The following is a 14,095-nucleotide window of genomic DNA, read 5'->3' as shown; positions in this document are numbered from 1 at the left end:
ATCTTGTCGGGTGACGATATCGTAGTCAAAAGAACGCGGAGGTACACTACTCGTTGGCATAGAGTCTGCACGCGATAAGCGGCGTGGAGGCAACACCGTAACGTCGGTGCTGCAGCAATCACAGGCGGATCGCGTGTTCGCGGAGCTATCGCCAAATTTTGGTGACGGCGCGGCCGGTCAGGCGGCGGCGGTTATGGGCTGACGGTCAGTCGGTTTGGCGATGACCTCGATCCCGTCGTTGAATGTCACACCGAGAACGAGTTTTGGCAACTGGTTGTGGCCATCGAGACGACGCCGGCTTTTCTGCGCGGCCTCAAGCAGTTTGAAGACCATCGCGGGCGCCGTTCTGTTGGACAGGCAGCCCTTCGATCGGATCGTGCGGTGGCGCACGGTAGCGAAGGTGCTTTCAATGGGATTGGTGGTCCGCAGGTGTTTCCAGTGTTCGGCCGGGAAGTCGTAGAACGCCAGTAGCGTGTCCCGATCCTTGCTCAGGCAGTCGGCCGCCTTCTCGTATTTGGGCGTATAGCTCTCGATGAAGGCGTCGAACGCCAGCTCGGCGGCGGCCTTGGTTTCGGCCATCCAGATCTCCTGCAACGCGCGTTTGGCTTTAGGCTGCTGGCTCTTCGGCAACTTGGCGATCACGTTGGCGGTCTTGTGTACCCAGCAGCGCTGCTCGCGCGTTTTCGGCCAGACCTCGCCGGCGGCCTTCCAGAACCCGAGCGCGCCGTCGGCGATGGTGAGCCGCGGCGGCACGCCGAGCCCGCGCCGCTTCAGGTCGAGCAGCAGATCGCGCCAGTCCTGCGCGCTCTCGCGGGCGCCATCGGTGAAGCCGACCAGTTCCTTGCGGCCTTCCGGCGTCGCGCCGATCAGCACCAGGATGCAATGCTTTTCGTCTTCGAGGCGTGCTTGGAGATGGATGCCATCGGCCCAGATGTAGACGTAGCGCTTCGCCGACAGATCGCGCCTCTGCCACGCGGTGTGCTCGTCAAGCCAACCGTCCTTCAGACGGCCGATGGCGGATGCCGACAACCCGGCAGCATCCTTGCCGAGCAGCGCCGCCAGAGCCTCGGAGAAGTCGCCGGTGGAGATACCCTTCAGGTAAAGGATCGGCAGCAGCGTCTCGATCGATTTCGAGCGGCGCATGTAGGGCGGCAGGATCGACGGAGAGAACCGGATGCGGTCGGGATCGGTAGCCTCCGCCTCGCGATCGCGTACACGCGGCTGGCGGACGCCGACCGGACCGATACCATCCATCACCTCGCGTTCCGGCAGGTGACCGTGGCGCACGAGCGCTGGTGGCCGTCCGCAGTCTTCAAATCGGCATGCTTGCCGAGAAAGTCCGCGACCTCGGCCTCGACCGCCTGGGCCAACAGAGCACGCGCCCCATTGCGCAAGATTTCGGTGAGTTGATCGTCGACGTTTCCTGGCTGAATCAACTTGATGATGTTATCTTTGGACACGGCATATCGCTCCTTCGGTGGAGAAGTGGAGGCGTCAAGCACCCCCACGATATGCCGCCTTCCCGATTCCCGCCGTCACCAACTTTCAGCGATAGCTCTGTTCGTGCGGCGATATGCGATGTGGTGGATTGTTTGAGGCGCTTGCAGCTCTGGCGAGCCGCCAATGTCCATCAGAACGCCGAACGGTTCTGTTCTTACCAAAGGCTAGTGCAGGCGTCACTAAAGAATCAAGGGCACGACAAAGGACAGCTGTGTCCACCGGAAATGGCATATCAATCGGGAAGTCACTCAGATTGACTTCAGCCTACAATTAGGAGCGGTGAATAAGAATGTACAAAGTTCTTGCCGTAACGGTGGCGCTGTTGGCCCAGCAAGAATGCAAGGCAGCGCAGAGCTCCTGCCAGAGGACATCGTGAATGCGCCGCTTGCACAATCCGATTACAAGCGGGCGCTCAGAACGGAGGACCGCTATGCCCGGCTTACTGTCAATGTGCCTGACGTGCCGTTCTGGCTCGGCGAGGGCGACGCGCTCGTCTACCACCGGACAACGCGAGGCAAGCAGCAGTTCACTCTCGTTGATGCCGGCATTGGGGTAAGGCAGCCGGCGTTTGATCAAGCGCCTCGCGACGGCACTGAACAGGGCGAGCCACAAGCACTATAGGCCAGAGAATCTTCCTTTCGACCATTTCGAGCTGGCCGACAAGGGTGCCAAGATTACCTTCAATATCGAGCATATGCGTTGGAGCTGCGATCTTGTCAGCGATGCCTGCACAGGTGCTGCAATGCAACCGGGCGACAGCCAGCGGAGCCCTATGACGACACGCCGCTGGCAGAGAACGATCCCGACAGGACAAGCGCCTCGCCTGACGGAAAATGGCTGGCCTACATTCGAAACTATAACCTCTACCTGCGCAGCCAGGATGGCTTGCAGGACATCCAGTTGACCTGGGACGGGTCCCAAGCCGACTATTATGCTCTCTTCACGCTAAGCTGGTCTCCGGCCTCAACGCACCTGGCTGCCTACCGAGTCCGTCCGGGTCTCCAGCGGGAGGTCCATTACCTCGAATCCTCGCCGGCGGACCAGCTCGAACCCAAGCATTCCACGATGACGTATCCTAAGCCGGGCGATGCCATCACACTACTCCAGCCCGTGCTGTTTGACGTCGCGAGCCGACGCGCGATTGCAATCGATAACGCCGCATTCCAAAATCCGTACAGTCTTTCGGCGGTCCAGTGGTGGAAAGACGGTCGGGGATTCACCTTCGAGTTTAATCAGCGTGGGCACCAGCTCTATCGTCTGATAGAGGTCGACGCCGCCACAGGTCAAGTGCGCTCGCTGATTGATGAGGTGAGCAAGACATTCGTCGACTTCCAGCCATTGGTGATGGACCAGGTGAATACTGGAAAAACGTTCCGCTACGACATCGATGATGGGAAGGAGATCATCTGGGCCTCGGAGCGCGATGGTAACGACCATCTCGATTTATTCAATGGCAGGACAGGCGAGCTCCAAAACCAGATCACCAGAGGTGATTGGGTGGTCCGCGCGGTGTATCATATTGATCCGATCAAGCATCAGATCTAGTTTGGCGCGAGCGGAATGCACCCCGGCGGCGATCCCTATTTCGTCCATGCCTATCGCATTGACTTTGATGGGAAGGGACTCACGGCCTCACACCTGAGCCGGCAAATCATCACATCGAATTCTCGCCTAACGGTCGCTACTATGTCGACCTTTGGTCTCGCATTGATGTTCCGCCCCGCATGGTGCTGTACCGCGCAGTGATAATACCGAATTGATGCAGGTTGAGAGCGCCGAGATTGCCGAGCTCATCGCCGCTGGCTGGCAGCCACCCGTCAGTTTCAACGCCAAGGGGCGCGACGGCGAGACGGACATATGGGGCGTCATTCATCTGCCCGTTGATTTCGATCGAAACAAAAGATACCGCGTGGTGGAGCATATCTATGCAGGTCCGACAGGTTCCTTTGTTCCCAAATCCTTCTCGGCATCGTTTGAGCCGCTCACGCAGCTCGGCTTTATCGTTGTTCAGATCGATGGCATGGGTACGAATCATCGCTCGCGCGCGTCCCATGATGTTGCTTGGAAAAATCTGAAAGACGCGGGCCTTCCCGACCGGATCCTATGGTACAAGGCGGCGAGCGCGAAGTATTCTTGGTACGATGTCGCCAGCGTCGGCATTTTTGGCGGGGCCGCTGGCGGGCAGAACGCGGCTAGCGCGTTGCTTTTCCATCCCGATTTCTACAAGGTCGCGGTCGCAAACAGTGGCTGCTGCGACAACCGGCTGGACAAGATCTGGTGGAACGAACAGTGGATGGGCTGGCCGGTCGGGATCGAATATTCGCAGTCCTCCGCCATCGATAATGCCCACAGGTTAGAGGGCAAGCTGCTGCTCATTGTCGGCGAAATGGACCGCAATGTTGATCCGTCCGCCACCTTCCAGCTTGCAGATCGGCTCATTAAGGCGGGAAAATACTTCGACATGCTTTATGTGCCCGGTGCAGATCATGGAGTTCCCGGCCGTTATGCGCAGCTCAAGCTCTTGCTTTTCTTCGTCCGCAACATTCTCGAGCAAGCACCGCCGAACTGGAACGCCAGCTCAATCGAGCGGCCGAAGAGCAAGTCAGGCCATGATGGCTGAAGACCTATCGCGAGTCCGTCTAACAGCGCTATACCCGGCAATACCTGCTTCAATCCGGATCGGCGCGCGGCACCTTTCTGACACCGACGATCGAGGACGGATTGACGAGGGCCGCATCAGTTGCGCTCCCCAATCAGGAGCACGAAGGCCGCTCGCGCGACGGCGAGCATCGCGAAGCTGCGCGACATCGTGCTTGGTCCTCGCGACAAATAACAGTCGAAAGGAACTGACGGGCGAGCTGTTCGCGACCCGGATCGTGTGCACCATAATCGGAGCAAAATCCGTCTTGTCGGCCTTGTATCAAACTGCAAGTTCGGTCACGATCAGCGATCGATGACGTTTCACCCATCGTCGGAACGATCGCCTGAAGCGCTTTGACGATCTGGTCACTCGCGCTTGCCAGGTCAGGCGAGGGGGGCTGATGGAAGGAGAGATATAAGAGCTCACGGCACGCTCGGGCAATGTTTGCTTCTATGTCAAAGCCGATGGCACCCGCAGGAACTCGGAGCCGGATTGCTTTTTGCTGTCCAGAGTGTGAGCGAGCTCCAGCTTGAGACCGTGCCTTTTCACTTCGCCGCAGCGAACCGCATTCCTGCGCGACAAACGTCTGGTTCTGCTGCGGTGATGGCTCTATTTGTGCACGGAGGGCTTAGGCGTTGTGTCGGTACGCGTGGGCAATATCGGATAATCGATCTTAGGCAGCTGCCCGGTGAGTGAATTCAGAAATGCCACGATGTCATCTTTTTCTGTATCGCTAAGCTTCGCGCCGAGTTGACTCTCACTCATTACTCCAACCGCTTCTTTGAGGCTCCAAACCTGGCCGGAATGAAAGTAGGGGGGCCGCAATGCGACGTTGCGCAACGGCGCAGAGCGGAAAACATACTCGTCGCTGGGCATCTTGGTGACGGCGAAACGGCCCTTGTCGTTTCTCGGCAGTAGGCTTGCGGCGGGCCGCTCCACCGCACCGAAAGCGAAGTAATCCTGCCCACCGACGTTGATACCATTGTGGCAAGACGAGCATCCCTTTTCGATAAACAGCTTTAATCCCGCTTTCTGCCGATCGCTAAGGGCATACGCATCACCCTCGAGGTACTGATCAAAAGGGGCGGCGGGCGTGATCAAGGTGGCCTCGAAAGCCTCGATGGCCTTGGCGAAATTTTCAAAGGTAACCGGCGTTGCATCGCTGGGGAACGCCTTACTGAACATAACGATATACTCGGCCATTGAATTCAATGTGTCGACCACGTGAACGGGCGTCGCATTCATTTCGACGCTAGCCTGGACGGGACCTTCGGCCTGCGCTTTGAGGTCTGCCGCTCGACCATCCCAGAACTGCGCCACATTGAAGACGGCGTTGTAGACTGTTGGTGCGCGACGTGAACCCAGCTGCCAGCGATGCCCAACCGATGTCGGGCCAGCATCCACTCCGCCGGTTCCAAGGTTATGACATGTATTGCAGCTAATGACCTCGCTCGCAGATAACCTCGGATCGAAGAACAGAGTCTTGCCGAGTGTGACCTTTTCGTGGGTGATGGGGTTGTCCTTGACCGCGGGAACGATTGAGGGGATCGGCCTGAAAATCCGCCTCGCGGCGCTCATCAAATCATTATCGGCGCCTGCCGCCGACGAAGCCAGGACCCCCGCGGCCAAGACATATAGCGTGCCCACCATGTAAAGCTCGCGTACCGCTGATTTCCTCATACTAAGCCTCACTCTCGTCGCCTTTGCCGGTATTTCGAACATCGGGGTGGGGCATGCGTGCCTGCTCGTCTCGCCCGGCTCGTGTTGCGGCTAGACTGCATACCAGGACTCATCCGCCGTCGTCGGAGTAGCAACCGCCGTGCCAGGGGAGCTTAAGGTCTAAGCCGCTGATCGGTCCAAGCAATTGCAGACTAGCAATAGCAGAAGGCCGCTCGAATCTGCTGAATCGGGCGCCCGTCACAGACCGACAACCACTAGCCCCGACCAAAGGAGTTCTGGTCTACGCTTCGAACCTGTGTGCTCAGGTCGTGCGCTGTCGGTCCGGCGTTCTTCGACCGTGCAGGTTTCAAGACATTGGTCAGACGCCGAACAAAACGAGCAGCTTTGACGCAATCGGGCGATCGATTCGATGGATCCGCTGTGCCCTTGCGACGCCTTCAATAATACGCTGCGCTATCAACGGTGGGCCGCGATCATCGGCCGACATCAAATGGCGTTTTCGTGCGCGCTGCCGCGTGGAGTGCGCATTACTCGCTCACGTCAAGCTATAAATATTCCAGCCAAGAACGTTGTGACAGTGGCTTCGACGATCAAAGTGCTTGAATCGACCGCAGCGTCAGGTTGTAGGTGTGGGCCTTGCTGAGGATCGGACGCCTTTGCAGAACGGAACATTAGTAAGGAACATAACATCGCGAATGTCTCAAGATCCAGAACGGGCTGCGGGATCTGCAAATGCAGCCAATCTCTATTGTTCTGTGGCCCGCAACAATTCTATTGCGCGTGGTGCAACAATGACTCGCAAGTGTTGCAAAGCCGGGTCCACAATAGCAGGACCGCTGCTACCGTTGCAGTGGCCTTTTCCATATGTTGCGTGTGGCGCAAAGAACGATAGTGAAGGATATGCAGCTTAGGGACTTCTTGTTGAATCGGGAGCCACTAACGAGTTGGGCTTACCGGGCGCTTCGCTATCTAGCCGGCCTTGCAGCGATTGCGATTGCGGCCACGTGGTGTACAGGGAACGCCCGCGCTCGGGATCTGAGGTCAGAGGAGGTCTTGACGTCTTGCAGACCAGATGTGATGCGCTTCTGTGATCACTTCACAGGACGTGGAGATATAGACGCGGCCATGTTTTGTCTGAAGGACAATTTCAAAAGCTTGCGTATCGAATGTCGCCGAGTGATGCCCACCGCGGCGAAGAGAAGCGGAAGATCGAAACCAGGCGTCAACAGCCAGCCGATCGTCCCGCATCGGGAATGATGCCGCCGGCGCGGCAATTTTGCAATATCAACCACAGTGACGTGCCAGAATTGATAGGGCGCCGGAGCTTTCGCCACGCTGGTTCTCGAAAGTCAATCGGGCTAAAAGCGTCGCCTAGCTGGTTGCATCTGATCTTCCAGCGGGTACGTGCGCGCTACGACGCCATAGGCGTCGCTAGGCAATCAAAGCGCAAGCATGTGCGAGGTTTTAATGTGATCTAAAGATGGTAATTGCGGTGCTGTTGCGCTCGTTATCAGCGCTGCAGTCAATTCGGCGGCGTGCGAGGCCGCAGTAAATAAGCCATCGGTTCGCACCAACTGGTCCGGGGGATCTATCGGCTTGCATGTTTGGGTTAGGGTCGCGCGGTTCAACCCATGGCGGTCTTCAGCTCAGAGCGCTCCGCGCTCGCCCTTCCCGTCAGCTTTGAAGGGGCTTCTCGAGCACGAGCAGCCGTTCATATCAGCTACCAATCGACATTCCGAAGCGGTCGGTTGATGCCATTGCGGCGCTCTCGATGGGCGCTTCAGTGGAGGCGATTTTGGTCGAACTAACTTCAGAGCATAAAGTCAAGGGAATTGCGACCTGCAAGAGCCGCTTAAAGTCAGAAAGTTGTTCAAGCAGACGCTTCTCAACGACCTCGCGCTCCGCACCGGGCAGCTCCGTTTCGAGCAACCTACGACAGCGCCAGATCTCGTTCCGTATCCACCTGAGCTCACTTAATCGATCGTCAATCGAAATCATCGCGGATGTTCACCTGGCATTGGAGTATTAAGTGCACCGTCTGCAGTGCGCAGCCGCTCCATGGCCCCAAATTCACGCCGATTGATTGCGTCTGAGAACTTGCGGCTTGCTGCCATTCCCCGGCAAAATGTGGTGAGCGATTCAACGTATGCAAGGTTCTTATCAATCGCATATCATCTTACGATGTGCGTGGGACTAGAATTTGCAGCAGATTGCTGCGTTTTCCGGCGTTGAATCGTGTAGGTTGCATTATTCCTGCGTTCCATCTGTGTCCATAGAAGATTTAACAGTGAGGGGCGGCGCTTACCCCATCATGGGATTCGCATAGCGGTGATGTTTTCTCGCAAAGGGAATAAGATGAGCACCCGCAACTCGATCGAGTAAGCGGCACGCGCCGAGCTCGAGACCTCTGCGAGCAGATCGTAAAATGGCATTTAAAATAGTGTTGAACGAGAGAAGATCGGCGGCTGACGCCGTCCGCGTCGCAATGCCGATTTAGCAGCTTGAATCTAGCGTTGCGTCAGGTTGTAACCTCGCAGAGGCGTAAAGACAAAGGCGCGCTTGGCAGGCGTCTACGATTTATTGGCGATAATGATCGGGCAGGATGGCTCACTATTTGCCGATGTTCTCGCTTGGGCGACGGGCAGGAAAATCGGCTGCATCCTCGGCGGGACGACGCCGTTCTGTCATTGTCGATCGGGGTGGAAAGAACGAAGTCGCGATATTGCGTGAGACGATAGAATGCTACGGACAGGAGTGACAACAGCTGCAACCGTGTGTCTCGTCGCAGCGACAGCGAGCTGAGTGAACAGCCGGGAGCTTGCAAGGAGATGCTCCAATTGCATAGGTGGCTAATTGCCAGCCAGAGGCGATGATCGGTCACATTGAGCGCGTGGCCGCACGGTGCGCCGTGGTGAAAGCTCGGAGGTCGTATGTCCGCTGAAGCTAACCTGACGACGGCGCTAAGCGAAATTGATCGTGCTCGTGACATCGTTGAATTCTCAACCGTAGTGGTCGCGCGCGACAAGCAGCTCCGCAAGGCAGACCAACTGGTGTTTCTGCAGAAAGCGGCCGTTGAGTTTCAATCTAGATTCCTGCCAAGCTTCGAGGACGGCATCCGTGCCGAAAGATCGTGGGGCTATGCCACGACGTGCAACGCGGTGAGTCGAAAAGCCGGAGGTCAGCCGGGGCGGGACGCTTGCGAAAAGATCGCTTCTCGCGTGTCGCAGATTGACCATGCTCTGATGGCGAAAATCGGAATCAGGGCCCTATCTATCTTTGCAGCGTCATTCGGCCGGCACTCCAGAAGCTCGGAATGTCACTATGGAGCGATCCGAATAGCTAGGCTTTGTCGCGAGGAAAGCAGGTCGCTTCAAGAGCTGAACAATCTGAGCCTGGCAGCGCTGATAAACGGTTTCAGCAAATGGCCAGAAGAGGCCGACTTTCGCCAGGCCGCCGTCGCAATCGCGGGTGAGGTTATTCGCCGTGCGAACCGCCACCACCAGCTCTCTGACTTTACACAGCAAGGGTTGGTGAGTCTGGTCAACGGTTTCAGCAAATGGCCGGAAGAAGTGACCTCGCGCCAAGCCGCGGCCGCGCTGGCACTTGAAATCGTGCGCCGTCCCGGTCGGCTCCGCGCTTTTGCGCAGCAGGGATTGGCCATCCTGGTGAACGGTTTCAGCAAGTGGCCAGATGAGCGGCCCTACGGTCAAGTTACAGTCGCGATCGCGGGTGAAGTCCTCGGACGTGCCGCCCGGTTTCGTGAGTTTAGCGAGCAGGATCTGGCGAATTTGGTGAATGGCTTCAGTAAATGGCCAGATGACGCGGTCTCTCGTCAGGCGACAGTCGCGATCGCAAGTGAACTCCTGCGCCGTGCCACCCAGCTTCCTCATTATACCCAACAAGGGCTGGCGAACCTGGTGAACGGCTTTTGCAAATGGCCGGAAGATGCGGTCTGTCGTAAGGCTACAGTCGCGATCGCTGGGGAGGTTCTTCGCCGTGCTGCGCAACTCCGCGATCTTACGCAGCAGGGGTTGGCAAACCTGGTGAACGGTTTTAGCAAGTGGCCGGAGGAGCTGGCCGTTCGCCGCGCCGCGGTCGCACTCGCTCGTGAGGTCTTGCGCCGTGCTACCCAGTTAGACGATTTTTCACAGCAGTGGCTGGCGAATCTAGTGAACGGCTTCAGCAATTGGCCGGAGGAGCTGCCGTGCGCTCAAGTGACCGTTATGCTCGCGGGCGAGGTGCTTCGCCGCACCGAGCGCGGGACCGGGCTCTCAGATTTCTCTGCCCAGGACCTCAGGGGGATAGTGATCGGTTTCAACAGATGGCCGCGAGAGAGCGCCGCTCGCCAAGCCACGATCGCAGTCATCAATGAGGTCCTTGGCCGCGGTATCCGGCTCTTTGACTTTACCAAGCCGGATTCGGAGAATCTGCTGGATGGCTTCAGTAAATGGCCGCAAGACGCTGCCCGCCACGAGGCGATAGCGGAGATCATCAGGCAGCTGAAACTTACGCAAACTGGAGCAGCGCAGCTCCGTACTGAGGAGAAGTAGTCCCAGCAGCCGAGGTAATCGAGCAAAGAAATCTCCCGGTTGCGCTGTTCAATGCGTATCATGCAGCGACTCCGCGACACAACGAATCGACGCGGCGAGCTCCTAATGATGTGATCGGGAGCGTCACATCACACAGAAGTGAGTAAACAATCAGAAGGGACGCAATTGTTGATCGAGGCTGAAAAGGATGTCGTCGACCACATGCTCTCATCATTGACGACCAGCTTGTTGCAGAACCGTATCGTACCCTCCATCGAACAGGTCATGCATCATTTCGGGATCGCCTGCGAGAGTGCGGGACTGATCGCGACGGAAGAGGCGGCAATCCGGATATTGAAGCGCGTCTCACGCGAGATCAGCAACGCGCAGTCGGTGCTTGAGTTCATCGGTCGCGGTGCAGATCGACTGCAGTGACTGGACCTTAAGAAGCACCTATCGTATCGCTGCAGATGCTCAATTGTTGACCTGAACACGCGTGCGATCATGACTCGGGTCATGGGCGTTTGCCGGCCTCTATCTGTGACGCCATGAGCGATGTTGGAAGATCGATCCTCGCGGCTGATGCCAAGCGAGACGGCAGTTCTTCATCCAAGAAGACATAGGATAGCTTTTGTTGATTACGTCGAGGGCGGGTGCCGCCTCGTGGTGGGGGTCAGCAACGTTACAGCGGATGAGCTTTGGGCTTTTCAAGAGCTGCGGCAGGTCGCTTCGGCATGCGGTTCCTGTCGCTAGAGCGTTTCACATTTTGACTGAAGCATAGTATCCCTCCACTGAAGGCCGCCTTGTTTGACGAACGAGATCGCTGCAGGTCCTAGGGGTAATCCTAGGAGAAGCGCTATGACGATTTCGAGGACTGAGGTAATCACATCGGTCGAGCGGCGGCGCCGGTGGTCGCAGGACGAGAAAGAGCGGCTTGTTGCAGCATCGCTTGAGCCCGGCGCCAGTGTTTCCGAGGTGGCTCGCGTGGCCGGGCTTCATGTGAGCCAGCTGTTCAGGTGGCGCAAGGAGCTTTGCAAGCACGGCGAAGCGAGCATGGCTCCGTTTGTTCCGGTCGAGATTGGGCCGCCTGCGTCACCGCGGGAGCTGGCCGAAGTGCCGTTGACGACGACGGCGCGGCGACGCAAGAGCGATGGCATCATCGAGATCGATCTTGGTAGCGGGCATCGCATTCGGGTCGATGGCGACGTTGATGGAGACGCGCTACGTCGCGTTCTCGATGCTTTGGCCCACCGATGATCCCGGTTCCGACGGGCGCGCGAGTGTGGCTGGCGACAGGCCACACGGATATGCGCCGAGGCTTTCCGTCGTTGGCACTCCAGGTGCAGGAGGTGCTGAGCAAGGACCCGCTCAGCGGTCATTTGTTCGTCTTCCGGGGTCGCCGCGGCGATCTTGTGAAGGTGATCTGGCACGATGGCCAGGGGGGCATGCCTGTTCACCAAGAGACTCGAGCGAGGAAGGTTTATATGGCCATCCGTTGCGGGTGAAGCTGTGACGATCTCGCCAGCGCAGATGAGCTATCTGTTGTCCGGAATCGATTGGCGCAACCCGCAAGAAGCACAGCGTCCGACACGGGTCGGGTAGCCGTTTTTGGTTTGCATCTGCGGCTTGATCTGATTCAATGGCTTCATGATATCGAAGCTGGACGATCTTCCATCGGACCTTGTCAGCGCTCTAGCGGCGCTGCAGGCCGAGCGTGAGGCGCGGCTGCGAGCCGAAGCGGTGGCTGCCAGTGCGTTGGCGGAGCTGTCGGACAACGAGGCGCTGATCGCGCATCTTGAGCTGCGAATTGAGAAGCTCAAACGCGAACTGCACGGGCAGCGCTCCGAGCGCTCGGCACGGCTGCTCGAGCAGTTGGAGTTGGAGCTCGAGGAACTCATCACCACGGCGAGCGAGGACGAGCTCGCCGCACAGGCGGCGGCAGCGAAGACGCAGAACGTCCGTCCCTTCACGCGTAAGCGGCCGGTGCGCAAGCCTTGGCCCGACGATATCGAACACGAGCGCGTCGTTGTTGAAGCTCCAACGACCTGCGCCTGCTGCGGTGGATCGCGGCTGGCGAAGGTCGGCGAGGATGTGACCAAGACCCTGGAGGAGATCCCGCGCCGCTTCAAGGTCATCGAGACGGTGCGCGAGAAGTTCACCTGCCGGGACTGCGAGAAGATCAGCCAGCCGCCGGCGCCGTTCCATGCCACACCGCGTGGCTTCATCGGTCCACAATTGTTGGCGACGAACCTGTTCGACAAGTTCGGCATGCATATCTCGCTCAACCGCCAGAGCGTGCGCTTTAAGGCCGAGAGGATCGATTTGCCGTTATCGACACTGGCTGACCAGATCGGCCACGGGACCTTTGCCGTCATGCCGCTCTTCCACTTGATCGAGCGTCATGTGCTGGCGGCCGAGCGCCTACATGGCGACGACACCACCATCCGTATCCTGGCCAAGGGCAAATGCACGACTGGGCGGATCTGGACCTATCTATGGACGGTCCCCGCCTTGCAAGGCCATTTGCTTTGTTTCGGCTAACGATCGTTTGCAGCTATCTATCCGGCTTTATGGCAATGCCACGAGCCTTGATGAGATCCGCGGATCGGCGCCCAATTACGTTGGCGAGCTCTGAAGCTCGATAGGTCCAACGGGCTTAGCCGACCCCGGTCCGACCGGTTGCCATCACTCTGCTTTTGCCCTCGCAAACGGAACCACGCCCGATTTATACTTGCGGGCGGTACTCTTCACCATTGGCCATGATGGCCCAAGCGATCCGTGCAGTTTTGTGAGCAAGCGCTACCGTCACGACATTGAAGGGACGCCTGTCGAGCAGCTCTCTTATCCAAGTATTGGGGACCTGATGGATACGGACGCGATGAACGGCCGCTCGGGCGCCATGTATCAGCAACTTACGAATGTAGCCGTCGCCGCGCTTGCTGATACCACCCAACCGCTCTTTTCCCCCGGTCGAATGCTGCTTTGGTACTAGTCCAAGCCAGGCAGCGAAATGCCTTGCCGACGCGAACTGTTGTGGATGGTCGACAGACGCCGCTAGGGCAGTGGCGGCAAATGGGCCGATGCCCGCCACCTTCATGAGACGCCGACAGACTTCATTGTCTTTGGCAGTTGCAAGGATCATCTTTTCGTAGCTTTCAATGTGTAGCTCAAGGTCTTCGATCTGATCGACAAGGATTGAAAGGGCGCTACGCGCGCTCTGTGGAATACGCTCGTCAACGTCCACGAGTGCCATGAGCTCTCTCGCGTTTGCTTTTCCCTTTCCGGTCACGATCCCTAACTCGCCCAAATGACCGCGCAGAGCATTTATCGCGCCTGTGCGTTGTCGAATAAGCAAATCGCGCGTGCGATGTAGCATTAAAATTCCCTGCTGCTCGACGGTTTTTACAGGGACAAAGCGCATGCCAGGTCGTTGGACGGCCTCCCAGCACGCCTCCGCATCAGCAGCATCATGCTTGTTTGTCTTCACGTAGGCTCGTACGTAGCGGGCCGGCATAAGACGTGCTTTGTGTCCAAGCTTCATCAGTTCACGAGCCCAATGATGTGCGCTGCCGCAAGCCTCAAGACCAACGAGACAACTTGGAAGCCGTGAAAAGAAATCGAGAACCTTCCCGCGGGCGAGCTTCTTGCGGACGATTTCTCCATCCGCCGTAATCCAATGGATTTGAAACCAGCTCTTCGAGATATCGAGCCCAATTGTCATCATAGCCATAGCTTGTCCTCCTTC

At 57.9% G+C, this 14,095-nt stretch carries 11 protein-coding genes and 2 pseudogenes; 9 read left to right on the top strand and 4 right to left on the bottom strand.

The window, feature by feature from the left end; genetic code table 11:
• Window positions 1–177: 177 nt before the first annotated feature.
• Window positions 178–1,460: pseudogene (locus HU230_RS27480) on the bottom strand (IS256 family transposase).
• 412 nt (window positions 1,461–1,872) lie between these two features.
• On the opposite strand from HU230_RS27480, the gene HU230_RS44140 reads away from it, so the two are divergent.
• From HU230_RS44140 to HU230_RS44130, 3 genes are all read left to right on the top strand, one after another.
• Window positions 1,873–2,121: a hypothetical protein gene (locus HU230_RS44140; RefSeq protein WP_420840806.1), complete on the top strand. Its 249-nt coding sequence runs from the start codon at window positions 1,873–1,875 to the stop codon at window positions 2,119–2,121.
• 78 nt (window positions 2,122–2,199) lie between these two features.
• Window positions 2,200–3,045: a DPP IV N-terminal domain-containing protein gene (locus HU230_RS44135; protein ID WP_420840805.1), complete on the top strand. Its 846-nt coding sequence runs from the start codon at window positions 2,200–2,202 to the stop codon at window positions 3,043–3,045.
• A 214-nt stretch (window positions 3,046–3,259) separates the two neighbouring features.
• A complete protein-coding gene (locus tag HU230_RS44130; RefSeq protein ID WP_420831763.1) occupies window positions 3,260–4,120 on the top strand; it encodes a prolyl oligopeptidase family serine peptidase in 861 nt (286 codons plus the stop codon).
• Window positions 4,121–4,750: 630 nt separating this feature from the next.
• On the opposite strand, the gene HU230_RS27470 is transcribed toward HU230_RS44130, so the two are convergent.
• Both HU230_RS27470 and HU230_RS27465 read right to left on the bottom strand, forming a co-directional pair.
• On the bottom strand, window positions 4,751–5,821 hold the full coding sequence (locus HU230_RS27470) for a cytochrome-c peroxidase (protein WP_166103738.1): 1,071 nt from the start codon (window positions 5,819–5,821) through the stop codon (window positions 4,751–4,753).
• A gap of 1,716 nt (window positions 5,822–7,537) precedes the next feature.
• The gene (locus HU230_RS27465) at window positions 7,538–7,819 is read right to left on the bottom strand and encodes a hypothetical protein (protein ID WP_176529061.1); all 282 of its coding nucleotides are present in this window, start codon (window positions 7,817–7,819) and stop codon (window positions 7,538–7,540) included.
• Window positions 7,820–8,751: 932 nt separating this feature from the next.
• On the opposite strand from HU230_RS27465, the gene HU230_RS27460 reads away from it, so the two are divergent.
• The 6 genes and pseudogenes from HU230_RS27460 to HU230_RS27440 all read left to right on the top strand — a co-directional run.
• Window positions 8,752–10,371 (top strand): hypothetical protein, encoded by a 1,620-nt coding sequence (locus HU230_RS27460; RefSeq protein ID WP_176529062.1) that lies wholly within the window; start codon window positions 8,752–8,754, stop codon window positions 10,369–10,371.
• A gap of 168 nt (window positions 10,372–10,539) precedes the next feature.
• On the top strand, window positions 10,540–10,785 hold the full coding sequence (locus tag HU230_RS27455) for a hypothetical protein (RefSeq protein WP_224924204.1): 246 nt from the start codon (window positions 10,540–10,542) through the stop codon (window positions 10,783–10,785).
• Window positions 10,786–11,208: 423 nt separating this feature from the next.
• Window positions 11,209–11,607, top strand: a complete 399-nt coding sequence (gene tnpA, locus HU230_RS27450; protein WP_176529063.1) for an IS66-like element accessory protein TnpA — start codon at window positions 11,209–11,211, stop codon at window positions 11,605–11,607.
• Window positions 11,604–11,855 carry an IS66 family insertion sequence element accessory protein TnpB gene (gene tnpB, locus HU230_RS27445; protein ID WP_420840804.1) on the top strand — a complete coding sequence of 84 codons (252 nt, stop codon included), beginning with the start codon at window positions 11,604–11,606 and terminating at the stop codon, window positions 11,853–11,855. The genes tnpA and tnpB (HU230_RS27445) overlap by 4 nt, the downstream gene beginning before the upstream one ends.
• On the top strand, window positions 11,782–11,952 hold the full coding sequence (gene tnpB, locus HU230_RS44125; protein ID WP_420840803.1) for an IS66 family insertion sequence element accessory protein TnpB: 171 nt from the start codon (window positions 11,782–11,784) through the stop codon (window positions 11,950–11,952). Before tnpB (HU230_RS27445) ends, tnpB (HU230_RS44125) begins: the two co-directional genes overlap by 74 nt.
• A gap of 45 nt (window positions 11,953–11,997) precedes the next feature.
• Window positions 11,998–12,846 (top strand): annotated as a pseudogene (locus HU230_RS27440) (IS66 family transposase); the annotation flags it as partial.
• Window positions 12,847–13,075: 229 nt separating this feature from the next.
• Here the strand turns inward: HU230_RS27440 and HU230_RS27435 are convergent.
• A complete protein-coding gene (locus HU230_RS27435) occupies window positions 13,076–14,080 on the bottom strand; it encodes an IS110 family RNA-guided transposase (RefSeq protein WP_176529064.1) in 1,005 nt (334 codons plus the stop codon).
• Window positions 14,081–14,095 lie beyond the last annotated feature (15 nt).

The organism is Bradyrhizobium quebecense, assembly GCF_013373795.3.
GTDB classification, from domain to species: domain Bacteria; phylum Pseudomonadota; class Alphaproteobacteria; order Rhizobiales; family Xanthobacteraceae; genus Bradyrhizobium; species Bradyrhizobium quebecense.
Note: the sequence above shows the minus strand (reverse complement) of the source record. Positions and strands in the feature narration are given on the sequence as shown.

Excerpts from the sequence above, each read along its gene's own strand:
- HU230_RS27470 (WP_166103738.1), bottom strand. The coding sequence starts at position 5,821 with ATGAGGAAATCAGCGGTACGCGAGCTTTACATGGTGGGCACGCTATAT.
- HU230_RS44130 (WP_420831763.1), top strand. The coding sequence starts at position 3,260 with ATGCAGGTTGAGAGCGCCGAGATTGCCGAGCTCATCGCCGCTGGCTGG.
- tnpB (WP_420840803.1), top strand. The coding sequence starts at position 11,782 with ATGGCCAGGGGGGCATGCCTGTTCACCAAGAGACTCGAGCGAGGAAGG.
- HU230_RS27435 (WP_176529064.1), bottom strand. The coding sequence starts at position 14,080 with ATGGCTATGATGACAATTGGGCTCGATATCTCGAAGAGCTGGTTTCAA.
- tnpB (WP_420840804.1), top strand. The coding sequence starts at position 11,604 with ATGATCCCGGTTCCGACGGGCGCGCGAGTGTGGCTGGCGACAGGCCAC.
- HU230_RS27460 (WP_176529062.1), top strand. The coding sequence starts at position 8,752 with ATGTCCGCTGAAGCTAACCTGACGACGGCGCTAAGCGAAATTGATCGT.
- HU230_RS27465 (WP_176529061.1), bottom strand. The coding sequence starts at position 7,819 with ATGATTTCGATTGACGATCGATTAAGTGAGCTCAGGTGGATACGGAAC.
- tnpA (WP_176529063.1), top strand. The coding sequence starts at position 11,209 with ATGACGATTTCGAGGACTGAGGTAATCACATCGGTCGAGCGGCGGCGC.